The sequence below is a fragment of the Actinoplanes lutulentus genome, from assembly GCF_003259845.1.
GTDB lineage: Bacteria > Actinomycetota > Actinomycetes > Mycobacteriales > Micromonosporaceae > Actinoplanes > Actinoplanes lutulentus.
In genome coordinates this window covers 383,696-406,574 of the sequence record NZ_QLMJ01000001.1, presented here as the reverse complement: position 1 = coordinate 406,574, position 22,879 = coordinate 383,696, and the positions used below count along the sequence as shown (strand labels likewise).

General features: G+C 69.0%; 22 protein-coding genes. 11 read left to right on the top strand and 11 right to left on the bottom strand.

What is annotated here, in order from left to right; genetic code table 11:
• Positions 1-18 precede the first annotated feature (18 nt).
• Positions 19-708 (bottom strand): isopentenyl-diphosphate Delta-isomerase, encoded by a 690-nt coding sequence (gene idi / locus B0I29_RS01665; protein ID WP_111647326.1) that lies wholly within the window; start codon positions 706-708, stop codon positions 19-21.
• A 388-nt stretch (positions 709-1,096) separates the two neighbouring features.
• On the opposite strand from idi, the gene B0I29_RS01660 reads away from it, so the two are divergent.
• Together B0I29_RS01660 and B0I29_RS01655 are read left to right on the top strand one after the other, a co-directional pair.
• On the top strand, positions 1,097-2,092 hold the full coding sequence (locus B0I29_RS01660) for a tryptophan dimethylallyltransferase family protein (RefSeq protein WP_245972123.1): 996 nt from the start codon (positions 1,097-1,099) through the stop codon (positions 2,090-2,092).
• Positions 2,082-3,470 (top strand): tryptophanase, encoded by a 1,389-nt coding sequence (locus B0I29_RS01655; protein WP_220091257.1) that lies wholly within the window; start codon positions 2,082-2,084, stop codon positions 3,468-3,470. The genes B0I29_RS01660 and B0I29_RS01655 overlap by 11 nt, the downstream gene beginning before the upstream one ends.
• 853 nt (positions 3,471-4,323) lie before the next feature.
• On the opposite strand, the gene B0I29_RS01650 is transcribed toward B0I29_RS01655, so the two are convergent.
• Genes B0I29_RS01650 through B0I29_RS01635 form a run of 4 tightly spaced genes read right to left on the bottom strand, consistent with a single transcriptional unit; the run spans position 4,324 to position 7,925 of the window.
• Positions 4,324-4,878 carry a GTP-binding protein gene (locus B0I29_RS01650; RefSeq protein ID WP_111646993.1) on the bottom strand — a complete coding sequence of 185 codons (555 nt, stop codon included), beginning with the start codon at positions 4,876-4,878 and terminating at the stop codon, positions 4,324-4,326.
• Between the two features lie 8 nt (positions 4,879-4,886).
• Positions 4,887-5,252, bottom strand: coding sequence for a DUF742 domain-containing protein (locus B0I29_RS01645; RefSeq protein WP_111646992.1), 366 nt, complete (start codon positions 5,250-5,252; stop codon positions 4,887-4,889).
• Positions 5,242-5,643, bottom strand: coding sequence for a roadblock/LC7 domain-containing protein (locus B0I29_RS01640; RefSeq protein WP_111646991.1), 402 nt, complete (start codon positions 5,641-5,643; stop codon positions 5,242-5,244). The genes B0I29_RS01645 and B0I29_RS01640 overlap by 11 nt, the downstream gene beginning before the upstream one ends.
• A complete protein-coding gene (locus tag B0I29_RS01635) occupies positions 5,640-7,925 on the bottom strand; it encodes a nitrate- and nitrite sensing domain-containing protein (RefSeq protein WP_245972122.1) in 2,286 nt (761 codons plus the stop codon). The genes B0I29_RS01640 and B0I29_RS01635 overlap by 4 nt, the downstream gene beginning before the upstream one ends.
• 390 nt (positions 7,926-8,315) lie before the next feature.
• Here B0I29_RS01635 and B0I29_RS01630 point away from each other — a divergent pair, with 390 nt between their 5' ends.
• The 3 genes from B0I29_RS01630 to B0I29_RS01620 all read left to right on the top strand — a co-directional run bounded on the left by B0I29_RS01630 (position 8,316) and on the right by B0I29_RS01620 (position 10,366).
• A complete protein-coding gene (locus tag B0I29_RS01630) occupies positions 8,316-9,284 on the top strand; it encodes a sensor histidine kinase (RefSeq protein ID WP_245972173.1) in 969 nt (322 codons plus the stop codon).
• Between the two features lie 78 nt (positions 9,285-9,362).
• Positions 9,363-9,977 carry a TetR/AcrR family transcriptional regulator gene (locus tag B0I29_RS01625; RefSeq protein WP_111646989.1) on the top strand — a complete coding sequence of 205 codons (615 nt, stop codon included), beginning with the start codon at positions 9,363-9,365 and terminating at the stop codon, positions 9,975-9,977.
• A 38-nt stretch (positions 9,978-10,015) separates the two neighbouring features.
• On the top strand, positions 10,016-10,366 hold the full coding sequence (locus B0I29_RS01620) for an STAS domain-containing protein (RefSeq protein ID WP_181557644.1): 351 nt from the start codon (positions 10,016-10,018) through the stop codon (positions 10,364-10,366).
• Here the strand turns inward: B0I29_RS01620 and B0I29_RS01615 are convergent, their stop codons facing one another.
• Complete coding sequence (locus B0I29_RS01615; RefSeq protein ID WP_111646987.1) at positions 10,367-12,028, bottom strand: DEAD/DEAH box helicase; 1,662 nt, start codon at positions 12,026-12,028, stop codon at positions 10,367-10,369.
• Positions 12,029-12,114: 86 nt separating this feature from the next.
• Entirely contained in the window at positions 12,115-13,086 is a 972-nt protein-coding gene (locus B0I29_RS01610; protein ID WP_111646986.1) for an iron-containing redox enzyme family protein, read from the bottom strand.
• Positions 13,087-13,159: 73 nt separating this feature from the next.
• On the opposite strand from B0I29_RS01610, the gene B0I29_RS01605 reads away from it, so the two are divergent.
• Positions 13,160-13,402 carry a CDGSH iron-sulfur domain-containing protein gene (locus B0I29_RS01605; protein ID WP_111646985.1) on the top strand — a complete coding sequence of 81 codons (243 nt, stop codon included), beginning with the start codon at positions 13,160-13,162 and terminating at the stop codon, positions 13,400-13,402.
• Here B0I29_RS01605 and B0I29_RS01600 read toward each other — a convergent pair.
• Entirely contained in the window at positions 13,376-13,963 is a 588-nt protein-coding gene (locus tag B0I29_RS01600) for a pentapeptide repeat-containing protein (RefSeq protein WP_111646984.1), read from the bottom strand. The two genes, B0I29_RS01605 and B0I29_RS01600, sit on opposite strands and share 27 nt — an antisense overlap.
• A 9-nt stretch (positions 13,964-13,972) precedes the next feature.
• On the bottom strand, positions 13,973-14,968 hold the full coding sequence (locus B0I29_RS01595; protein WP_111647323.1) for a LacI family DNA-binding transcriptional regulator: 996 nt from the start codon (positions 14,966-14,968) through the stop codon (positions 13,973-13,975).
• A 162-nt stretch (positions 14,969-15,130) separates the two neighbouring features.
• On the opposite strand from B0I29_RS01595, the gene B0I29_RS01590 reads away from it, so the two are divergent.
• The 5 genes from B0I29_RS01590 to B0I29_RS01570 are packed head-to-tail and all read left to right on the top strand — an operon-like array spanning position 15,131 to position 20,970.
• The gene (locus tag B0I29_RS01590; RefSeq protein ID WP_181557643.1) at positions 15,131-16,417 is read left to right on the top strand and encodes an extracellular solute-binding protein; all 1,287 of its coding nucleotides are present in this window, start codon (positions 15,131-15,133) and stop codon (positions 16,415-16,417) included.
• A gap of 9 nt (positions 16,418-16,426) precedes the next feature.
• Complete coding sequence (locus B0I29_RS01585) at positions 16,427-17,362, top strand: carbohydrate ABC transporter permease (protein ID WP_111646982.1); 936 nt, start codon at positions 16,427-16,429, stop codon at positions 17,360-17,362.
• The gene (locus tag B0I29_RS01580) at positions 17,359-18,189 is read left to right on the top strand and encodes a carbohydrate ABC transporter permease (RefSeq protein WP_220091255.1); all 831 of its coding nucleotides are present in this window, start codon (positions 17,359-17,361) and stop codon (positions 18,187-18,189) included. Before B0I29_RS01585 ends, B0I29_RS01580 begins: the two co-directional genes overlap by 4 nt.
• Positions 18,190-18,202: 13 nt before the next feature.
• Positions 18,203-19,435, top strand: coding sequence for an ABC transporter ATP-binding protein (locus tag B0I29_RS01575; RefSeq protein ID WP_111646981.1), 1,233 nt, complete (start codon positions 18,203-18,205; stop codon positions 19,433-19,435).
• Entirely contained in the window at positions 19,432-20,970 is a 1,539-nt protein-coding gene (locus B0I29_RS01570; protein WP_111646980.1) for a glycoside hydrolase family 13 protein, read from the top strand. Before B0I29_RS01575 ends, B0I29_RS01570 begins: the two co-directional genes overlap by 4 nt.
• Positions 20,971-20,979: 9 nt before the next feature.
• Here B0I29_RS01570 and B0I29_RS01565 read toward each other — a convergent pair whose 3' ends face one another.
• Positions 20,980-21,612 (bottom strand): MarC family protein, encoded by a 633-nt coding sequence (locus B0I29_RS01565; RefSeq protein WP_111646979.1) that lies wholly within the window; start codon positions 21,610-21,612, stop codon positions 20,980-20,982.
• Positions 21,540-22,856, bottom strand: a complete 1,317-nt coding sequence (locus tag B0I29_RS01560) for an arginine deiminase (protein ID WP_245972120.1) — start codon at positions 22,854-22,856, stop codon at positions 21,540-21,542. Before B0I29_RS01560 ends, B0I29_RS01565 begins: the two co-directional genes overlap by 73 nt.
• Positions 22,857-22,879 lie beyond the last annotated feature (23 nt).

Sequence of the window (22,879 nt, the reverse complement as noted above, 5' to 3'; positions counted from 1 at the left end):
ACGATCACACGACGACTGTCAATGTCTTGAGATGGCAGCCTTCGGCAGGCCGGCCGGGTCGCCGGCGGGCCACTGCGCGGGCACCTCGCCGAGCGCGGTCAGTTCCGCGATCTGAAGCCGGCACCACGGTGAGAACGTCTCGCCATGCTCGCTGTGCGCCTCCGCGCGGAACGCGTCCCACGTCGTCCAGCGGGTCGCCTCGACCTCGTCCGGGTTCGGGTCGGGCTCGGCGCTGACGGTGGCGTAGAAGACCGGGCACATCTCGTTCTCCACGACGCCGTGCAGTTCGGCGCGGTACCGGAACGCCGGCAGCACGAGACGGACCTCGTCGAGGGTGAGTCCCAGCTCGAACGAGGCGCGCCGGCGGACCGCGTCGGTCATCGCCTCGCCCTGCGCCGGATGGCCGCAGACGCTGTTCGTCCAGATGCCCGGCCAGGTCTTCTTGCTCAGCGCTCGCTGGGACACCAGAAAACGGCCGGAAGAATCGAAAATATAACAGGAGAACGCGAGGTGAAGCGGCGTCGAATCGGTATGAACGGTTTGTTTGTCCGCAACGCCGATAGCCGTGCCGGATTCGTCGAGCAAAATGACATGTTCCACGGTCTTACCTGTTCTTGCGGAGAAAAAGAACGCCCGGCAACAGCAGATTAACTGGTGTTCGGAAGATCCGCCAGACACGGAGAGTAGTTGAACAGCACTGTGGAGCATGACCGGTTCTGTCACGTTGCACCCCAAGGCATCCGGTACCTCCGGGCTTCCGTTGAAGATCATCTATCGAGTACGCTCCGTGCATCCTGAGAGGTTCTCACCTTGTTCCGGGCTGGGTGCGGATCACCTCGGGTAAATGCGCGTTAACCATTGCGGACTGTTACTTCCGTCCACTGTGATCTATGTCGCACTCGACTAAACGCGTAGATCCAATTAACGATTAGTGGCAGAGAAACAGGGTTGGTCGGCCGTGGGGGCGCGGACGACCGGGCGGCCGGCGGGCTGCCGGATAACAGGGGTCGAGATGCAGGACGTGTCTGTTTTTGATCACCTAGGCGGTCAGATACGCCGGCTCTGCGACGTTGTCGGGATCGATCCCGCTACGCCGGTGGAGCTCCTTTCCGAACTGCTCGGCGCACACGGTTCGCGACCGCTGGACGCGCCGCCCGCATGGCCCTCCGACGTCGCCGACGACCACACGCCGATCGAGTTCTCGATCGCGTACAACGACAGCGAGCCGCCCGCTCTGCGCATTCTCGCGGAGGCGTTCGGCACCACCCCGGGGGTACGCGCGAACGCCCTCGCCACCTACGACTTCCTGCACGCCCAGGCGGAGCGGTACGGCCTGTCGACGCGCCGGCTCGAGGCGGTCCGTGATCTGTTCGCCACCGAGTCGCCGCAGGGCGATTTCGTGCTCTGGCTGTCGCTGGTGTTCCGCAACGGGCACCCGCCCGAGTTCAAGGTCTACTTCAACCCTGAGGTTCACGGTGCGGACCACTCACCGGAGCTGGTGGCGCGTGCGCTCGACCGGCTCGGCCTCGGTTCCGCGTACCAAATGATGTTGAGCCAGGCGATCCGCGAGGGTGAGCTGGGGCGCAAAGATCGACTGACGTTCTTTGCTCTTGATCTTCAGGATGGGCCGCAGGCCCGGGTGAAGCTGTATCTCTCGCACCACGACGCGCAAGCCGGCGATGTGGCCCGCGCCGCCTCGGTGGTGGACGGCGTGGATCCGGCGCAGGTGGCCGAGTTCTGTGAGCTGGCCGGGCGCACCGAGCGATTCGCCGGGCGGCCGCTGGTCGGCAGTTACACGATCACGCAGGGCGCCGAGCGGCCCAACGGTTACAGCATCTACGTGCCGATCCGCAGTTACGTCGCGGACGACCAGGAGGCCCGCGAGCGGGTGCTGCCGCTGCTCGAACGCTACCGATTCGATCCGGCGATGCTCGACAAGGCGATCGCCGCGGTCACCAGCCGGTCGCTGGACAGTGGTGTCGGCCTGATCGCGCACGTCTCGCTGAGGCTCGGCCCGCCGCGGCCGGGCATGACCGTGTACCTGTCGTCCGAGGCATATCAGGTTTTCGAAGGAGCGTCCCTTGTCCGCTGACCACATACCGCTGCCGCCGCCGTACCGGATCAAGGTGGTCGAGCCGATCCCGTTCCTCACGCCGGAGCAGCGTCGCGACGCTATCGAGACGGCCGGGTACAACCCGTTCAACCTGCGGTCCGACCAGATCACCGTGGACCTGCTGTCGGACTCCGGCACCGGGGCCACGTCGTCCGCGCAGGAGGCGGCCGCGGCGCTGGGTGACGAGTCCTATGCGGGCGCGCGGTCCTGGTTCCGGTTCCGGGACGAGGTCGCCGATCTGACCGGGTACCCGCATCTGCTGCCGGTGCACCAGGGCCGGGCCGGCGAGCGGATCCTCTTCTCCAGCCTTTTGAAGCCCGGCCAGATCTGCGTGAGCAACACGCATTTCGACACGACTCATGCGAACGTCTCGATCGCGGGCGCGACTCCGCTTGACCTGCCCTGTGCTGCGGCCGCTGATCTTGACTCGTCCGAGCCGTTCAAGGGCAACATCGATCTGGAAGCTTTGGAATCGACGCTGGCCGGCCCGGACGGGTCGCGGGTCGGGCTGGTGCTCATGACGATCACCAACAACGGGCTCGGCGCGCAGCCGGTCTCGATGGCCAACCTGGAAGCCGTGCGGGCGCTCTGCCAGCGTTTCCGGGTGCCGTTCTTCCTGGACGCGGCCCGGTTCGCCGAGAACGCCTGGCTCGTCCAGCAGCGCGAGCCCGGCTATCAGGACTGGACGCCCCGGCAGATCGCGACCCGTGCGTTCGAGCTGGCCGACGGCTGCCTGATCAGCCTGAAGAAGGACGGCCTCACCGCGATCGGCGGGCTCATCGGGCTCCGCGACGACGCGCTCTTCGCCCAGTGCGAGGCGAACCTGATCGCCACCGAGGGGTTCTCCACATACGGCGGGTTGTCCGGCCGTGACCTGGAGCGGCTGGCGGTCGGGTTGCGTGAGGTGGTCGATCCGGCTTATCTGGCGTCCCGGGCCGCTCAGACGGCCGCTCTGGCCCGCATGATCAACGATGCCGGGGTGGACACGATTCAGCCGGCGGGGATCCACGCGCTCTATCTGAACGCCGGTCGGCTGTTGCCGCACCTGTCGCCTAGTGAGTTTCCCGGGCATTCGCTCGGGTGCCAGATGTATCTGGACGGCGGGATCCGGGTGGCGGAGCTGGGGTCGCTGTATCTGGGTGAGCTCGATGCTTCCTATCGTGTCGTCAAGCCGGCGCCGTTCGAGCTTGTTCGGTTGGCGATCCCGCGGCGGGTTTATACGGCGGAGCACTTTGAGTATGTGGCGGCGGTGCTCGGGGCGATCGCAAAGGATCCGGAGCGGATCCGGGGATACCGGATCGTGTCCGCGCCGCCGCTGCTGCGCCACTTCAAGGTGAGACTGACGCCGATCGGGTAGGGGGTCGTGTCGAGGGCCGCGCGACAGCCCTGAGCCGGCAGGGTGGGCGGGTTTCGCTGGCGTGTGTCGATTTTGGGTGTGGTGCGCGCCTTAGTTCGACACGGTGGCTTGGATCCGCCGTCTTGTGTCGACTTCGGGCCCGTTTCAGGTCCTCGGCAGACGACGGGAGCCTCTGCAGGCGTTCAGCGTGGCGGTGTGCGCACACGCAGCGCTCTTGCCGGGGCGGTGAGTGCACGCGGAACGCCTCTGCGGGCGCTCAGGCCCAGCCGTCATGGAGGCGGCCAGTGCACGCAAACGTCTTGCGCGTGCGCTCACCGCCTCTCCACGCCCGGAGCTAGCCGCCGATTGCGGGGCGAGCCGTAGCTCAGTGCGGTTATGAGGCTTCGATGACATGGCTGACCTACGGCTCGCACCCCTCGGCCGTCGTTCAGACACGTTATGAGGGTCTGATGACCTCTCTGAGCTACGGCTCGCGCCCGAGGCAACGAGATCTTCGGCGGAACAACGTGCCCTAGCGCGACACGCACCGGCGAGTCGCTCGCACCATGTTCATTTCGGGCTCGGCGTGCAAAGCCCCCGGGCCGGCTTGACGCTCAGCGCACCTTGCCTGGCTCAGGGCACACGGTGTGCTCGCGCTCTGGCTGGTTGGGGGCCCACGGTGTGCTCGCGTCCCGGCTGGCTGCCGGCACACCGTGGGCTGGCGCCCCGACCTCACCGTGTGCCGGCCCCGGAGACGCCCGGAGAAAGCGGAGAAGCCGGAGACGCCCGGAGCACGGAAGCACCGGAGACACCCGGCGACGCCGAAGAAGCCCAGAGACCGCCGGAGACCGCCGGAGACCCCGCCTCAGGCCGGTCAAGCCGCCTGCGGCAACCGCGACATCGCATGTCGAACAAGCGCGATCAACGCCAACTTGCTCGAAGCCCTGTCCCGCGCGTCGAGCCACACCAGCGGCACCTCCGCACCCAGCTCCATCGCCGAGCGGATCTCGTCGTCCGTGTACTCGCACTCCCCGAAGAACTGGTTCACCGCGGCCACGAACGGAATCCCGCGCCGCTCGAAGTAATCCACCGCGGGGAAGCTCGTGTCCAGCCTCCGGGTGTCGACAAGCACGATCGCGCCGACGGCGCCCTCGGCGAGTTCGTCCCACATGAACCAGAAGCGATCCTGTCCGGGCGTACCGAACAAATACAGCACTACATCGGGACTTATCGTGATGCGTCCGAAATCCAGCGCCACCGTCGTGTGCGTCTTGGACTCGACGCCGGTCACGTCGTCGATCCCGACACTGGCCGACGTCAGGAGCTCTTCGGTGGTCAGCGGCGTGATCTCGCTGACCGAGCTGACCAAGGTCGTCTTGCCGGTGCCGAAGCCACCCGCTATGACGATCTTGACCGATGTGCGATTCACCTTGTCTCCTACAGCCGTTCGAGGCCGGCCAGGACTGCGTTGAGCAGCCGCATGTCGACGACTTTGTGTTGCGCGGGGGCGCCGCTGTCCAGATATCCCTGTTCGAGCAGCACGTCGACCATCACCTTCACGATGGTCAACGGGATGTGCAGGTAGGCGCCGATCTCCGCGATCGAGATCCAGCCGCCGCAGCGGCCGAGGATCTGGAGGTACTCGGGTTCCAGCCGGCTCGAGTCGACCGGAACCGCGATCACCTGGGTGGCCAGGTCCAGGTTGGTGTCACGAGGGCTGGTCCGTCCGTTGACGAGGACGTACAACGGAACGAACCGGCCGGCCGCGGTCTCGTCGTCGCCGTCCCAGGCTTCACCCGTCATTACTGCGGGCCGGGGCGCTCAGGTAATCGCCGATCCGGGCGACCAGCCGGCTCACCTCGTAAGCGACCATGCCCATGTCGACGTCCTGTTCGCAGAGGACCGCGAGGCGGGCGTTCTGCCCGGCCGCCGCGATGAACAGCGTGTGCTCGCCGTACTCGATCACGACCTGCTGGACCGGGCCGCTCTTGAAGTGGCGGCCGGTGCCGGCGGCGACGCTGTACATCGAGGACGCGCCGGCCGCGAGGATCTCCGCGAGGTCCTGCTGCATCGACGTGGACTTCTGGACGATCAGCCCGTCGGTGGAGAGCACGACCACGGAGACGACCTGCGGGACCTCGACGAGGTCGTCCAACATCCAGGGCAGATCGATGGAAGATGTCGGGTTGGTCATTCGTCCCTGCCTTGCTCAGCGGTGGTTTCTGTTTCGTTGTTGGCTGCCTGGCCTTCGGCCCAGCCGCGCTGGTAGCGCGCGAACCGGTTACGGACGTCGTCCGGCGAGCGCGGCGCGAGCACCTGCTCCGGCTCGTCCTCGACGGCTTCCCGCAGACCGGGCGCGAGGTGCTGCTGCGGGCGCCGCTGCGGCAGCGGCGGCTTGGTGCCTGGTCGCGCTGCTTCTTTTGTACGCGTTTCGCTGGGAGCTGATGCCTTTTCCGGTACCGCTGTCGCCGGTACCGCTATGTCCGGTGCAGGTGTCATCTGTCGAGGCCGTTCCAGAACCGCAACCGGGGCGGGAGCCGGTGCGGCCTCTTCCCGGGCGGGCGGTACGGCGGGGGTGACCGGCGCCGACACCGAACCGGTGTCCTCGTCCGGCTCGCTGTTGTGGATCAGCAGTCGTTCCGGCAGCAGCACGATCGCGAGCAGGCCGCCGTACGCCGAGCGCCGCAGGCTGACCTGCAGGCCCTCCCGCTTGGCCAGCTCGGCCACCACGTAGAGGCCGACCTGCGAGCCGTCCTTCAGCTCGGTCACCTCGGGCGTGGGCGCTGTCGCGAGCAGCGTGTTCGCCCGGTCGATCGCCTCCTGGCTCATGCCGACGCCGGCGTCCTCGATCTCCACGGCGACGCCGTGCTGTGCCCGGCTCGACGTGACCCAGACCGTGGTGCCGGGCGGGGAGAACGCCAGGGCGTTGTCCAGCAGTTCCGCCATCAGGTGGATGACCTCGGCGACCGCGTACCCGACCAGTGCCACGTCGGTCGCGCCGCGCAGGTTGATCCGCTGGTAGTCGCGGGCCTCGGCGAACGACGCGAGCAGCACCCGGCGCAGCGGCACCGGCTTGGAGAACCGCCGTCCGATCTGGCCGCCGGCGAGGATGACCAGGTTCTCCAGGAAGCGCCGGGTCTGGTTGAGCTGGTGATGGATGTCGAAGAGGTGGGTCAGCAGCTTCTCGTCGCCGATCTGGCCCTGCAGGTCCTCGATCACCTTGAGGCCGCGCTGGAGCGGGCGCTGCGGGCGGCGGGCGACACCCATGAGCATCGCGGTGCCGGCGGCGCGGGCCTTCGCCTCGTCGACGGCGGCTTCCGCGGCGACGGTCAGCGAGCGGTGGATGACGTCGGCGACCTGGCCGATCTCGTCGCTGCCGTAATCGGTCGCGGCGAACTCGGTCTCCAGGTCCACGGACTCGCGCTTGCGCAGCCGGGCCATGACGGCCGGCAGGTGGGTGTCGACCAGCGCACCGGCGTCGGTGCCCAGGCGGGACAGGCGGGTCGACAGGGCACGGTCGACCAGGACCGCGGACGAGCGCAGCGCCCAGAGGATGACACCGATCGAGATGGCCAGCGCCACGAGACTGCCGAGCAGCGCGGTGAGCAGCTGGTTGTTACCGGTGCGCAGGGTACGCGCGGAAACCTGGTCGGCTTCGTCGATGGTCAGGTCGACAAGGCTCTGCGAGACGGTGCCGGTGATCATCGCCCAGCGGTCCCGGTTGACCGTGACCCCGCCCGGCACGCCCTTTTTCCAGGGTGCGCTCGCGATGATCGAGTTCTCCGCGCCGTTCAGGTCGTTCCAGGCGCTGCTCGCCTCCATGGTCTGCAGCCGCTCGCGGACGGTCGGCTCCAGGTGGTCCCGGATGTTGTCCAGCTCGAACCGGTACGCGCCGACCAGCCGGACGAACTCCAGGTGGTCGGAGCGGCCGAGCGCCTTCGCGGCGAACGCGCCGTCCATCGTCGACGCGGCCCGCGACATCAGGTCACTGGCCTTGAACATCTCGACGGACGTCACACCGCCGAGGGCCGCGGTCGCGTCCGGGGTGATCCGCGCCTGGATGTCGAACAGGGTGGTGGCGGCGTCGAGCAGCTCGTTGTAGACGTCGTAGGCGCGGCCCGGGGTGGTCGACCTGGCGTCGATCGAGCTGCGCATGGCCGGCAGCTGATCGAGGTAACCGACCAGGGTCTGCCACTGGTTCTTGATCGAGTCGGGCGCCTGGCTGAGCGCGCCGGGCGCCACCTCGCGCAGCTCGGTGAGCTGGCCGTCGGTGGTGCGGCGCTGTTCGAGCAGCGAGTTCAGGTTGGTCGACGGCCGGGCCAGGTACGCGACACTGAGCCGCCGCTCCTGCTGGATCGAGGAGAGGGCGGAGACGGCCGGGATCGAGACGTCCCGTACCGAGATCGCGACCGCGCGGTTGTAGAAGCCCTGGAAGATCAGGTAGCCGGAGGCGGCGAACCAGATCAAGAGGGCCACGACACTGGGTACGAGGACCAGTCGGACGACGCGTCGTTTGATCGACTGCTGACGTCGGGAGCGCCTCAGGGGTGCGGTCGACTGGTCGGCCGGTGTGGGCGCCAACGTAAATCCAATCTGGGCAGCAGAAAGCACCGACCGGCGGGCGTTTTCTCCACCCCACCGACGTGCGTGCAAACCGTAGCGTCGCGACTTGATCTTCGCCAGCGAAGGAACCTCCACTTTCGCCCGATTGCATCCGCGTTTCGGCAGGTCAGTGCGATGCGTGCGACACGTAAATTCTTCATGTACGGCCCACGTGATCCAGAGTGGAACCGCAGGAGGGTGAACTTCCGATATCCGGCGATTCGCCGAGTACCCTGAGGCGCGGATGGAGGGCACGTGAACTCGATGACCGGCCCGAACGTAATCACCGGCGTGAACTCGATGATCACTGCGACTGTGGAGTTCGATCACCCAGGTCTGCTGTACCGCACTCCCGGCGAATACCGGCGCGGCACGGCCGCCTTCGCGCGGGCCGCGGTCGCGGCCGGTGACGCGGTGCTGGTGGCGGTTCCGGGCGACAACCTGACGATGCTCCGCGACGAGCTGGCCGACCTGGGTACCGCGGTCCGGTTCGCCGACATGGCGGTGGACGGCCGCAATCCCGGCCGGATCATCCCGTGTGTGCTGCTGGCGTTCGCCGCCGAGCACGCCGGGCGCCGAGTGTCGATCATCGGGGAGCCGATCTGGCCGGGCCGGTCCACGGTGGAGTACCCCGCCTGCGCCGCCCACGAGGCGATGATCAACGCGGTGTTCGCCGGCCGGGACGCCGCGATCCTCTGCCCGTACGACGCGTCGGAGCTGGACCGGACACGGCTGCACGACGCGTGGCGTACCCATCCCGTGATGATCGTCGGCGGCGCCCGCCGGCCGAGCCCGTGGTACGTGGACCCGTACCGGACCGCCGAGGGTTTCAACCAGCCGTTGCCGGAGGTGCCGTCGCGGGCCGGGACGCTGTCGTTCACCCAGGTGGCCGAGCTGTCGCGGGTGCGCCGGTTCGTCGCGGCCCGGGCGGGCGCGGCCGGTCTGCCGGCCGAGCGCGCCGACGACCTGACCATCGCGCTGAACGAACTGGCCGAGAACAGCCTGGCCCATACCGGCGCCGGCGCGGCGATCAGCGTCTGGGACGAGGCCGGCATGCTGGTCTGCCAGGTCGACGACAGCGGCCACCTGGCCGACCCGCTCGCCGGCCGGATCCCGCCGGCATCCAGCTCGGAGGGCGGCCGCGGGCTGATCCTGGCGCACCAGCTCTGCGACCTGGTGCGCATCCACGCCCGCCCGGACGGCACCAGCATCCGCATCCACATGAGCCTGTGACGTTTATCGAGCGTCTGCTCGAAAAAGATCACTCGACCATGTCGATCGAGTGACCCACGACCGGTAACGTGCGCAGTCGTGCCGAAGATCGTCGATCACGAAGCCCGCCGGAACGAGATCGTCGAGGCGTTCCTGGCCGTCGTCACCCGTGCCGGGATGCCCGCCGCGACCAGCCGGGCGACCGCGGCCGAATTGGGTGTCGGCACCGGCGCGCTCTGGCACTACTTCGACGGGTTCGACGACGTGGCGGCGGCCGCGTACCAGCGGATCTCGGAGCGGACCAACGCCCGGCTCGCCGCGTCCACCGCCGGCCGGCGCGGCCTCGACGCCGTCCACGCGATGCTCCGCGAGATCTACCCGCTGGAGAAGGAGACCGTCGAAGAGGCGTACGTGGTGGTCGGCTTCTGGGGGCGGCTCGCCGCCAACGAGCGGATCGGCGCGGGGAAGGACGTCGCCGGCCACTGGAGCGTGCTGGTCCGGGATCACCTCGTCGAGGCGGTCCAGGACGGCGAGCTCGTGCCGGAGACCCCGGTCGACGACGTGAGCGACGTGCTCTTCGCGGTCGGCATGGGCCAGCAGGCATTTGCGGTCATGCGTTCCCCGCTGTCCGCGCCGGCCCGCCAGCTCTCGCTCATCGAGCACTGTCTTATACCGTGGCGCACACCGGGTTTCGCTCGTTCCCACGATGGGTAGAGTGCGCCCGCCCGCCGGAACTGATGGAGGAAACGTCGATGGACTGGACGATCGAACGAGAGGGCGACACCCTCGTTCTCTCCCCGGAAGGCGACCTGGACGTCGCGAACGCCGCGGTCCTGCGCCAGGTGTTCCAGCAGGTGCTGGACCGGCGTGACTGCTCCCAGCTGATCGTCGACATGAGCCAGGTGACGTTCCTCGACTCGTCCGCCCTCGGCGTGCTGGTGGCGGCCCGGCGAGCCGCCACCGCGCAGAACGTCACGCTGCTGCTGCGCGACCCCGGCCCGATGGTGCGGATGGTCCTCGAAGTGACGAACCTCCAGCACCTGTTCGCCGGAGAGGCGGTCGAAGAGTCAGTCGGCGAGAAAGCCGGAGAGACCGCCAGCTGATCAAGGGCGGCGCTGGTCCTTGTCGCGGTCGCGGCGGGCCAGTACCTTACGGCCTCGGATCGACGCGTGCCGCAACGCGGTGATGACCTCGTCGGCCGCGTCGGCCGGCACCTCCACCAGCGAGAACTTGTCGGCGATCTCGATGGCGCCGATGTCGCGGCCACTGAGCCGGGTCTCCCCGGTGATCGCACCGACCAGGTCCTGCGGGCGGATCCGGTTGCTGCGGCCGGAGTTGATGAACAGCCGGGTGGTGTGCCCGCCTCGCGCGGCCCCCCGCCCGGTCGGCCGGACGGTGTCGCGCCGCTCCCGCTCGGGGCGCAGCGCGGTCTCCGGGATGTCCTGCTCGTCGTCGAGGTCGCCGCCGTTGAGCTCGTGGGCCAGCTTCACCGCGGCGAGCGCGACCTCCATCACGTCGAACTCGTCGGTGAGCGTCTCGACGACCACGCGGAAGCGCTCCAGGTCGTCGGTGAGCAGGCTCTCCTGCAGGGCGGCGCGGGTCATCTCCAGCTTGCGGGTACGCAGATCGGCGACCGTCGGCACCTTCTGCAGCAGGATCCGCTGCCCGGTGGTCCGCTCCACGGCCTTGAGCATGCGGTGCTCGCGCGGCTCGGCCAGGGTGATCGCGACGCCCTCACGCCCGGCCCGGCCCACCCGGCCGATCCGGTGCACGTACGTCTCCGGCGCGGCCGGCAGGCTGTAGTTCACCACGTGGCTGAGCCGGTCGATGTCCAGGCCCCGGGCCGCCACGTCGGTGGCGACCAGCAGGTCGGCCCGGCCGTCGCGGAGCCGGTTGACGACCCGGTCGCGGTGCTCCTGGCTCATCCCGCCGTGCAGCGCCTCGGCCCGCTGGCCCCGGCCGTTCAGCGTCTCGGTGAGCTGGTCGACCTCCTCGCGGGTACGGCAGAACACGATCGCGGCGGTCGGCGACTCCACGTCCAGCACACGGCCCAGGGCGGCGGGCTTGTGCGGGCGGGCCACCACGTAGGCGCTCTGGCGTACCAGCGGCGCGCTGCCCGGCTCCGGCTCGGCACGGCCCATCTGGATGCGGACCGGCTCCCGCAGGTGCCGCCGCGCGATGGCGTCGATGCGGCCCGGCATGGTCGCCGAGAACAGCACGGTCTGCCGGTCCTCCGGCGTCTCCACCAGGATCGCCTCGATGTCCTCGGCGAAGCCCATGTCGAGCATCTCGTCGGCCTCGTCGAGCACGACGGTCCGCACGGCACTCAGATCGAGGGTGCCCCGGGAGATGTGGTCGAGGGCACGGCCCGGCGTGGCGACCACCACGTCGACGCCGCGGTCCAGAGCCTGCAGCTGCCGGCCGATCGGCTGGCCGCCGTAGATCGGGACGACCCGGGCGCCGAGGTCGCGACCGTACCGGTGGAAGGCCTGGGAGACCTGCATGGCCAGCTCGCGGGTCGGCACCAGGACCAGGGCGGCCGGGCCTCGCTCTGCGCGGCCGGCGTCGAGGCGCTGCAGGACCGGCAGGGCGAACGCCGCGGTCTTGCCGGTACCGGTCGCCGCCTGCCCGAGCAGGTCACTGCCGGCGAGCAGCGGAGGAATGGCCTCGGCCTGGATCGGGGTGGGTTCCTCGTACCCGAGATCGGCGAGAGGCTTGAGAAGTTCGGGGCGCAATTGCAGGTCGGCGAAGCCGGACACGGTCATGCAAATCTCCTGTGATCGGGCTCAACCGGCGTGCTGTTGTTCGTTCCAGTATGTCGGCTGGCCGTGAGTCGCTTGCGAGCAGGCGTTCACCCACCGGTTCCGGCCAGGCTTTTCACGTGCCAGGACGCCAGCATGCCCGCCGCCCAGACGGTGTCCAGAGCCAATGCGCAGCGGGCGCCGAAGAGCACGTCACCGGCCAGCTCCGGCTCGGCCCGGGCGAACGACCCGGCCAGGTCGTGCGCGGCGATCTGCTCGTGCACCGCGTCGGCCTCGACATGCTCGTCGTAGAACGCCGTCGCCTCGGCGTCCCCGCCGAGCCGGCGCAGCCCGTTGCCGTACGCCCGGTTCGGACCCGTCGACGTCATCTCGTACGCCGCGAGATGCCCGATGATCATTCCCCGGTTCCGGCGGTGCAGGCCGAACAGCGACATCAGGTTGTTGTTCGCGAGCGTCTCGGCGCGGGCCGTGTCCACGTACCCGCCGTACGTGGTGTCCAGGCCGAACCAGCGCATCGTCGCCGTGAACAGCTCCTGGTGCATCCTCGGGGCGCGTCCGTTGCCGTACTCGTCGATCTGGATCTCGATGAGCGCCGCTTTGGCCTGGCCGGCGAGCCGGGGGATGGCCCAGGTGTGCGGGTCGGCCTCCTTCAGGTGGTACACCGACCGCTCCGCGACGAACTCCCGGAACTGCTCGTGTGTCGCCCGGCCGCGCAGATATCCGGAGAGCGAGGGCCCGTCGCTGTCCGCGTCGGCGAGCTCGCGCAGCCGCTGCGGGACCGTCGCCGGGTCGACCGGCTCCGGCGGCCCCGCGAGATCGTGCAGCGCCGCCATGAATCGTTCCTCGGCGACGGCGCGCAGCCGCAGCACGTCCGGGTTCCACTCCCAGTCGTCGTCCACGCCGTCCCATCCGCGGTACGCCAGCTCGTAACAGACGAACAGCGTGAGGTGCAGGTCGCCGTCGGAGTCGAAGGCCGGCCGGGCCGGTAGCGCGGTGCTCCGGCCGGACAGGACGTCGATCAGGGCGGCCGACACCGGACCACGTGCGGACGGAAGTTTCATGGCCTCAGGCTTCCCTGGACGGACCTGGTCAAACGATCGGTTTCGGCGGTCACCCGGCGGGCACTTGTCACCCGTGATCGCCGACATCGTTCCTTACGAAGACGGCCCGCTGATCGTGCGCGGGGACTTCGAGCTGCACACGCCGGACGGTGAGCGCATCGACCCCGGGCGCGGGACGGTCGCCCTGTGCCGCTGCGGGCGCTCCGCCGTCAAGCCGTTCTGCGACGGGACTCACAAGGCGGTCCGCTTCAAGGCCGGCACCGGGCGGGAGACCCCGGCGCCCCGGCTGTCAGTCGCGGATCTGGAGGCCCAGTGACATCGCGATCGTGACGGCCTGCTCGATGGTGATGACGGCGTCGCGTACCGAAGTCTCGGTGGGGTTGAGGGTGGAGATGTCGGAGCCTCGCAGGTCGCAGCCGGTGAGGTCGGCGGCGGTCAGGGTGGCTCCGGAGAGATCGAGGTCGCGCAGCGTGCCGTTCCGGCATTTCGCGCCGGTCAGGTCGGTCTCGCGCATCCGGACGCCGGTCAGTGTGGCGCTGCTCAGGTCGGCGCGGATCAGGCTGGTGAAGGACCAGTCGCCGCCCTCGACCGTGGTGATGTCGAACGAGCAGCGCTCGAAATGGCTGCCGACCGTCTTGCAGTTGGTGAACGTGGCGTCGAAGAAGTTGCAGTTCACGAACGTGCAGTTCAGGTACGCGACGTCGGTCTGCTGCGAGCAGTTGAAACGGGCGTCGCGGAAGGTGCAGCCGTCGAACTCGATGCCGGTCAGGTCGGTCTCGCAGAGGTCGAGGCCGGAGAACTCGGTCCCCTCGTGCCGGGTGAGCTTGCCCGCCCCGGCGTCCCAGTCCCGGGTCGTGACGATGCTGCGCGCTGCCATCACCTGAGCTTAGGCAACGCGGGGAGGACCCGTTGACCCGCGCACCACGAGCCGGGTCGCCATGGTGATCCCCGGGTCGGTGGCCGCGCCGCTGAGCAGGCCGAGCACCACCTGGCCGGCGAGCGCGCCCTGGTCGCGGACCGGCTGGGCCACCGTGGTGAGGTCGGTCAGCTCGGCGAGCGGGTGGTCGTCGATGCCGATCACCGAGATGTCCTCGGGCACGCGCAGACCGGCCCGGCGGATCGTGCGGATAGCGCCGAGCGCCACCTCGTCGGAGTGCGCGTAGACCGCGGTCGGTGGCTCGCGCAGGCTGAGCAGCTCGGCCATCGCTTCGGCGCCGGCGGCGCCGCCCCACGGCACCGTGACGGCGAGGTCCGGATCGGCCGGCAGGCCCGCGTCGGCGAGCGCCGCGTGGTACGCCCGGGAGCGCCCCGCCCGGATCGGCCAGCCCGGCTGCCCGGGGTCGTTGGTGGCGATCATCGCGATCCGCCGGTGACCGAGGAAGAGCAGGTGGTTGACGGCCTGGCGGCCGGCCACCATGTCGTCGATCGAGACGAACGGGTACGGCTCGATCTGCCCGCCGGCCGCGACGATGTGCACGCCCATCATCTCGAGGCGTTCCCGCTCGGGCCGGGCGATCGGCATCCCGAGAACGACGACGGCGTCGACCTTGCGACGAGCCGGTAACCGCTCGAAGAACGACTTCCGGTCGGCCGCGTCGCCGACGTGGTAGATCAGCAGGTCCTTGTCGGCCTCACGCAGCACCGACTCGAGGCCGTCCAGCAGCGCGCCGAAGAACCAGCGGGACAGATGCGGGACCACCACCGCGATGCGGTCGGTGACACCGCCGGCCAGGCGGGATGCTTCCGGGGAGACGACGTACGCCAGCTCGGCGGCGGCGTCCAGCACGCGCGCTCTGGTCGCCGGCGCCACGTGCGGATGGTCGCTGAGCGCGCGGGAGGCGGTGGCCATCGACACGCCGGCCAGGCGTGCCACGTCGGCCATGTTGACCACCGCTCCACCTTAGTCGTGGAAACGGTTCCAGTATCCCCTGGGAGAGGGAATCGCAGATGACGCTGACTCTCTTGACATGAGACCTGCGTCACATGAACGGTGGTTGCTGGAAGCGATTCCAAGGTCCACCTTCAGCGACGAAGGGATGGCACCGTGGTGCACAGGAACTCTGCCGCCGCCCTCCTCCTGGCAGCCTCGGTGCTGGCCGGGTGCGGTGGCGGCACCGGTGATGCGAAAACCCTGACCTACTACATCGCCGACGCCGCCCAGCAGGACGTGGCGCAGCGATGCGCCGCCGAGTCCGGCGGCGCCTACGCGTTCAACATCCAGCGCCTGCCGAACAACGCGGCCGGTGGCCGTGAGCAGCTGCTGCGCCGGCTCGCCGCCGAGGATCGATCGCTGGACATCGTGAGCGTCGACCCGCCGTTCATGGCGGAGTTTGCCAACGCCGGTTTCCTGCGGCCGTTTACCGGCGACGAGCGGCAGGAGTTCTCCGACGGCGTCCTCAAAGGACCGCTGGAGCAGTCGACGTTCCGCGACGAGCTCTGGTCCGCGCCGCTCTACGGCAACACCCAGCTGTTGTGGTACCGCAAATCGGTGCTGCAGAAAGCCGGCGTCGACCCGTCGGCCGGTCCGGTCACCTGGGACCAGCTGATCCGCGGCGCCGAGCAGGCCGGGGTGACCCTGGCCGCGCAGGGCCGCCGCAACGAGAGCCTGATGGTCTGGGTCAACGCCCTGGTGGCGTCGGCCGGCGGGACGATCCTGGCGGAGGGCTCCGAGGATCTGCCGGCCAACCAGGTGCGCGGCGAGCTGGACAGCCCGGCCGGTGAGGCCGCGGTCCGGGTCATGCACGACCTCGCGGTCTCGCCGGCCGCCCCGGCCGGGTTCAGCACCGCCGGCGAGGAGGACTCCCGGGCCGCCTTCCAGGCCGCCGACGGCGGCTTCATGGTCAATTGGCCGTACGTGTGGGCGGCGTTCGACTCCGCCATCGAGGAGGGCTCGCTGCCGGCCGGCTGGAAGGACGACATCGGCTGGGCGGCGTACCCGCAGGTCAACGCCGGGACTCCGGGTGCGCCACCGTCCGGCGGGCTGGGGTTGTCGGTGAGCGCGTTCAGCACGCGTGCCGATCTCGCGGTCGAGGCGATCCGGTGCCTCGCGTCGGCGCAGAGCCAGAAGGAATTCATGATCACGGCCGGTAACCCGGCGGCGCTCGGCGCGGTCTTCGACGACCAGGAGATCCGGGACATGTTCCCGATGGCCGACGAGATCCGGACCGGCATGGACACCGCGACGCCCCGGCCGGTCAGCCCGTACTACGGCGACGTCACCGGGTCCATCCAGGCCGGTTTCCACCCGCCGGACGCGCTCGACCCGGCGACCACCCCTCGAGAGGCGAACCAGCTGCTCGAGGACGTCCTGTCCAACAAACGGCTGATCTGAGGAGGGGCGATGGCTGTGTCCACCGTGGCGAAGCCCGTACCCAAGGCACGCCGAGCGAAGATCAGCGACCGTACGCGTAAGGAACGCAACCTGGGCTGGATGCTCGCCGGCCCGGCGTTCCTGGCGATGGTGCTGGTGACCGGGTACCCGATCCTCAACGCGCTCTGGCTCTCCCTGTTCGACTACCGGCTGACCGATCCGGCCGGGCGCGAGTTCATCGGGCTCGGCAACTACGCGATGATCCTGACCGACGGGCTGTTCTGGCGGCAGTTCGGCGTCACCTCGCTGATCACCGTGGTGACCGTCGCGATCGAGCTGGTCCTCGGGTTCGCCCTGGCCATGGTGATGCACCGGGCGCTGCACCTGCGGACCCCGCTGCGCACCGCGATCCTGGTGCCCTACGGGATCATCACGGTCGTCTCCGCGTACGCCTGGGCGTACGCGTTCAGCAACACCTACGGCTTTGTGAACCCGCTGCTCGGGCTCGGTGACTTCGACTGGTTCGGCGGCACCTGGTCGGCGCTGTTCACGGTCTGCGTCGCGGAGATCTGGAAGACCACGCCGTTCATGTCGTTGCTGCTGCTCGCCGGGCTCGCGCAGATCCCGGAGGACTACCTGGAAGCGGCGAAAGTCGACGGCGCCCGGGCCTGGCAGCGGGTGAAACGGGTGATCCTGCCGAACATGAAGGCCGCGATCATGGTGGCGCTGCTGTTCCGGACCCTGGACGCGTTCCGGATCTTCGACAGCGTGTTCATCATGACGGCCGGCGCGCAGGGCACCGAGACGCTGTCCTTCCTCGCCTATCGGCAGACCATCAGCCGGGTCATGATCGGGCTCGGCTCGGCGGTCAGCGTCATCCTGGCGATCCTCGTCGTCCTGATCGCCTTCCTGTTCATCAAGGTGTTCCGCACCGACCTGTCGCAGGCGAGGGGTGATCGCAAGTGAAGGTGAGCCGCCGGACACAGGTCTACTGGATCCTGGGCGCCCTCGCGGTCATCGCGTACGCGTTGGTCCCGGTCTTCTGGATCGTCTCGCTCTCCTTCAAGGAGGGTGACGACATCACCAACAACTCGTTCCTGCCCACCGTCTGGAGCTGGGCGAACTATCGGACCGTCTTCGCGTCCGACCTGTTCACCACGGCGCTGCGCAACTCGGTCGGCATGGCGATCATCGCCACCACCATCTCGGTGGTGCTGGCCACCCTCGCCGCGTACGCCATCTCCCGCCTGGAGTTCCCCGGCAAGCGCCTGGTCCTCGGGGTGGCCCTGGCCATCACGGTGTTCCCGGTGATCGCGATCGCCACGCCGCTGTTCAACCTGTGGCGCACGATCGGCCTCTACGACACGTGGCTCGGGTTGATCATTCCGTACCTCTCGTATTCGCTGCCGCTCGCCGTCTACGTCCTGGCGGCGTTCTTCCGGGAGATCCCCTGGGAGATGGAACAGGCCGCCCAGGTCGACGGCGCCACCGCCTGGCAGGCGTTCCGCCGGGTGATCGTCCCGCTGGCCTCGCCCGGTGTGTTCACCGCGGCGATCCTGACCTTCTTCGCGGTCTGGAACGACTTCGTCTTCGGCATCACCCTCACCTCCAGCGAGGCCGCCCGTCCCGTCCCCGCGGCCCTCGCGTTCTTCCAGGGCGCCTCGCAGTTCTCCCAGCCGACCGCGCCGATCGCAGCGGCCGCGGTGGTCGTCACCATCCCCGTGGTGATCCTCGTGCTGCTGTTCCAACGCAAGATCGTGGCCGGTCTGACGTCCGGCGCCGTGAAGGGCTGAAAGGAGTTCGAGCATGGCTGCCATCGAGATGCGCAACATCGTGAAGGAGTACGGCGACGGCTTCAAAGCCGTCAACGACGTCAGCCTCGACATCGCGGACGGCGAGTTCATGATCCTGGTCGGGCCGTCCGGCTGCGGGAAATCCACCCTGCTCCGGATGATCGTCGGTCTGGAGGACATCACCTCCGGGGACATGCTGATCGGCGGCGACCGGGTCAACGAGAAAGCGCCCCGCGACCGCAACCTCTCCATGGTCTTCCAGAACTACGCGCTCTACCCGCACCTGACCGTTTTCGAGAACATCGCGTTTCCACTGCGACTGAACAAAAAGATCAAAGAAGAAGAGATACAGACCCGGGTACGCGACGCCGCCTCGATGCTGGAGCTCGACGAGCACCTGGACCGCAAGCCGGCCAACCTCTCCGGCGGGCAGCGGCAGCGGGTCGCGATGGGCCGGGCCATCGTCCGGCGGGTCAACGCGTTCCTCTTCGACGAGCCGCTGTCGAACCTGGACGCGAAACTGCGGGGCCAGATGCGTACCGAGATCTCCCGGATGCAACGGCGGCTCGGCACCACCACGGTGTACGTGACGCACGACCAGACCGAGGCGATGACCCTCGGCGACCGGGTCGCGGTGCTGCGCCGCGGCCTGCTCCAGCAGGTCGCGTCACCCCGCGAGCTGTACGAGCAGCCGGTCAACATGTTCGTCGCCGGCTTCATCGGGTCCCCGCCGATGAACTTCATGCCCGCTGTCGTCTCGGGCAATCGGCTGACCCTGCCGTTCCTGGAGGCGGACGTGCCGGCCACCGCGGCCGGCAAGGTCACCGACGGGCAGCTGCTGATCGCCGGCCTGAGGCCCGAGCACTTCGAGGACGCGCGCCTGCTCGACCCGGTGAAACGGGAGCGCGGCGTGACGTTCCGGGCGCCGGTCGACGTCACCGAGTGGCTCGGCGACTCGCAGTACGCGTACATCCCGTTCGAGTCCAACCCGGAGGTGGCCGAGGAGTTGGCGAAGCTCGCCGCCGAGCTGGACAGCGAGGCGCTGCGCAGTCAGCTGATCATCTCGATCGACGCGATGAGCCGGCTGCGGGAGAACCACGAGGCCGAGTTCTGGGCGGACACCGGCCGGCTGCACCTGTTCGATCCGCGTACCGGGGAGAACCTGACCCGCGACGAGGAGGCAGCGGCCGACCTCGCCCGGTTCGAGCAGGAGGAGCTGCGCGAACGGATGGAGCAGACTCCGTGACCTGGTGGCGTGACGCCGTCATCTACCAGGTCTACGTGTGGAGTTTCGCCGACTCGAACGGCGACGGGATCGGTGACCTGCCGGGCGTCCGGTCCCGCCTGCCCTACCTGCGCTCGCTCGGCGTCGACGCGGTCTGGCTCAACCCGTTCTACCCGTCGCCGCAGGCCGACAACGGTTATGACGTCGCCGACCACCGTGACGTGGACCCGCGCTTCGGCACCCTTGCCGACGCCGAAGCGCTGATCGAGGACGCCCATCAGCTCGGCCTCCGGGTGATCCTCGATCTGGTGCCGAACCACACCTCCGATCGGCACCCTTGGTTCCGGGCGGCGCTGGACACGCCGCCCGGCAGCCAGGAGCGGGCCCGATACCTGTTCCGCGACGGGCCCGGCGGCGACCAGCCACCGAACAACTGGATCAGCGCGTTCGGCGGCCGGGCCTGGAGCCGGGCCGGCGGCCAGTGGTACCTGCACCTGTTCGCCCCCGAGCAGCCCGACCTGGACTGGACGAACGACGAGGTCCGCACCGAGTTCCGGGACATCCTGCGGTTCTGGTTCGACCGGGGGGCCGACGGGTTCCGCGTCGACGTGGCGCACGGCCTCGCCAAGGACCCGCAGATGCCCGACGTGGACTCGTTCACCACCGGCGCCGCCCCGGAAGGACATCCGCACTGGGATCTGGACGAGGTGCACGACGTCTACCGGGAATGGCGGGCGCTCGCGGACGCGTACCCCAGGGAATTGATCTTTGTCGGGGAGATCTGGGTGCAGAATCCGGAGCGGCTCGCCCGCTATCTGCGGCCGGACGAGCTGCACACGGCGTTCAACTTCACGTTCCTCTCCGCGAAGTGGACGGCGGAGGCGCTGCGGACGGCGATCGACGAGAGCCTGCGGTCGCTGCGGGCGGTCGGCGCCCCGGCCACCTGGGTGCTGTCCAACCACGACGTGACCAGGCACGTCACGCGTTACGGCGGGGGCGAGGCAGGGGTACGCCGAGCGCGCGCCGCCGCGTTGCTGATGCTCGCCCTGCCCGGCGGGGCCTACGTCTACCAGGGTGAGGAACTCGGCCTGCCGGAGGTGCTGGATCTGCCGGACGCGGCGCGGCGGGACCCGACGTTCTTCCGCAGCGGCGGCACGGATCCCGGGCGGGACGGCTGCCGGGTGCCGCTGCCCTGGTCGGGGGAGTCGCCGTCGTACGGATTCGGGCCGGGGGAGAAGTCCTGGCTGCCCCAGCCGGACGAGTGGGCCGGGCTGACCGTGGAGCGGCAGAGCGACGACGCGGAGTCGATGTTGCGGCTCTACCGGGCGGCGTTACGTCAGCGGCGGCTGCTGCCGGCACTGGGCGACGGGGATATGGAGTGGATTCCGGCCGCTCCCGGTGTGCTGGCTTTTCGCCGGGAGCCCGGGTTCGTCTGCGTGGTCAACGTGGGTGATTCGCCGGCGCCGTTGCCGGTTGATCTTCAGTTGGTGCTGGCGAGTTCGCCGTTCGACGGGCCGCTGCTGCCGGGTGCGACGGCGGCGTGGTTCATCGGGTGAGGCGCGTGATCAACTGTTCAGCCTGGCCGTCACCAGGTCGGTGAAGCCGTTGGCCAGCAGGATCACCGCGATGGCGGTCAGCAGGATGCCGGCCACCCGGTCCAGGATCGCCGAGGTCTCCAGGGAGATCCGGCGCTCGACGTGTCCGGAGAGATAGAGCGTCACGCCGGTGACGATGCCGTACGCGAGCGCCGCGACCGACAGCCAGAGCCGGCCGGGGACGTCGCCCACGTCGGCCGAGGCGGCAACCCCGAAGGCGAAGGTGGTGCCGCCGACGGTGAGCGGGAAGGTGAGCGGGGTGAAGAGCGGATTCTTCGGTTTGACGACTTCTTCATTGCTGTCATCCGGCTTCTTCTCGCCGCCGCCGCGCATCAGCGGCACCGAGGCCAGGATCAGCGCGATACCGCCGGTCGCCGTCAGCGCCGCCGTGCTGATGCCCAGCAACTCCAGCAGCGGCTCGCCCACCCAGATCGCGATCAGCACGAACACCAGCGCGTTCAGAGCCAGCCCGAGCGCGAGCCGCAACTGCTCGGCGTGCGTGTAACCACGGACGTACGGCAGATACGAGCTCAGCGCCGCCACCGGGCTGTAGAGCGCGAACAGCGCCAGAAAGAAGACCAGCGCCTCGTATGTGAAGGACATGTCAGAAGTCGACGGCATCGCGGATCAGTGGGCACGTCATGCAGTGCCCGCCGCCGCGGCCCCCGGCCGAGCTCCGCGCCGACGATCGTGATGACCTCCACGCCGGCCCGTCGCAGCAGCGTGTTCGTGGTGGTGTTCCGGTCGTAGGTGAAGACGACACCCGGTGCTACGGCCACCGCGTTGTTCCCGCTGTCCCACTGCTGGCGTTCGGAGGCGTACACATCACCGCCGGTCTCGATGACCCGCAGCGCCTTGAGATTGAGCGACTCGGCCACCACCTCGGTGAACTTGCGGTCGCCCTCGTCGACGACGTCCACGCCGGGCTCACGGTCCGACGGGTAGAGGCTGAACGTATGCACCGCGTCCATGATGGTCGGATAGAGCGTGACGATGTCCCGGTCGGCGAAGGTGAAGACGGTGTCCAGGTGCATCGCCGCGCGCAGCTTCGGCATCCCGGCCACCACCACCCGCTCGGCCGCGCCGGCCGCGAACAGCGACGCCGCCACCTGCGTGATCGCCTGCCGTGACGTCCGCTCGCTCATGCCGACCAGGACCACGCCGTTGCCGACCGGCATGACGTCGCCGCCCTCGAACGTGGACAGACCCCACTCCTGCTCCGGGTCGCCCCACCACACCGTGGCACCCTTGAAGTCCGGGTGGAACGTGTAGATCGCCTTCATCAGCAGCGTCTCGTCGTGCCGCGCCGGCCAGTACAGCGGGTTCAGCGTCACCCCGCCGTAGAGCCAGCACGTGGTGTCCCGGGTGTACAGCGTGTTCGGCAGCGGCGGCATCAGATATTCGCGGGCGCCGGTCGCCTCCCGGGCCAGGGCCACGTACCCGGAGCGGAAATCGTCCGGCAGGTCGCTGGTCGCCAGCCCGCCGATCAGGAACTCGGCCAGCTCACGAGGTTTCAGCTCGTCGAGGAACGCCCGGGTGTCGGTGACCAGCCCGAGGCCCACCTCGTTCGCGACGATCTTGCGGTCCAGCAGCCACGATTTCGCCTCCGGGATGGCCACCGTCTCGGCGAGCAGCTCGTGCAGCTCCACCACCTCGACGCCGCGGCCGCGCAGCTTGTTCACGAAGTCGCCGTGGTCGCGCTGGGCGTTCTCCACCCACATCACGTCGTCGAAGAGCAGGTCGTCGGAGTTGGTCGGGGTGAGCCTGCGGTGCGCCAGACCGGGTGCGCAGACCAGAACCTTGCGGAGCTGTCCGACTTCCGAGTACACGCCGAGGTTGGTGGACATGAACAGAGCCCCTCTCGTTCCGG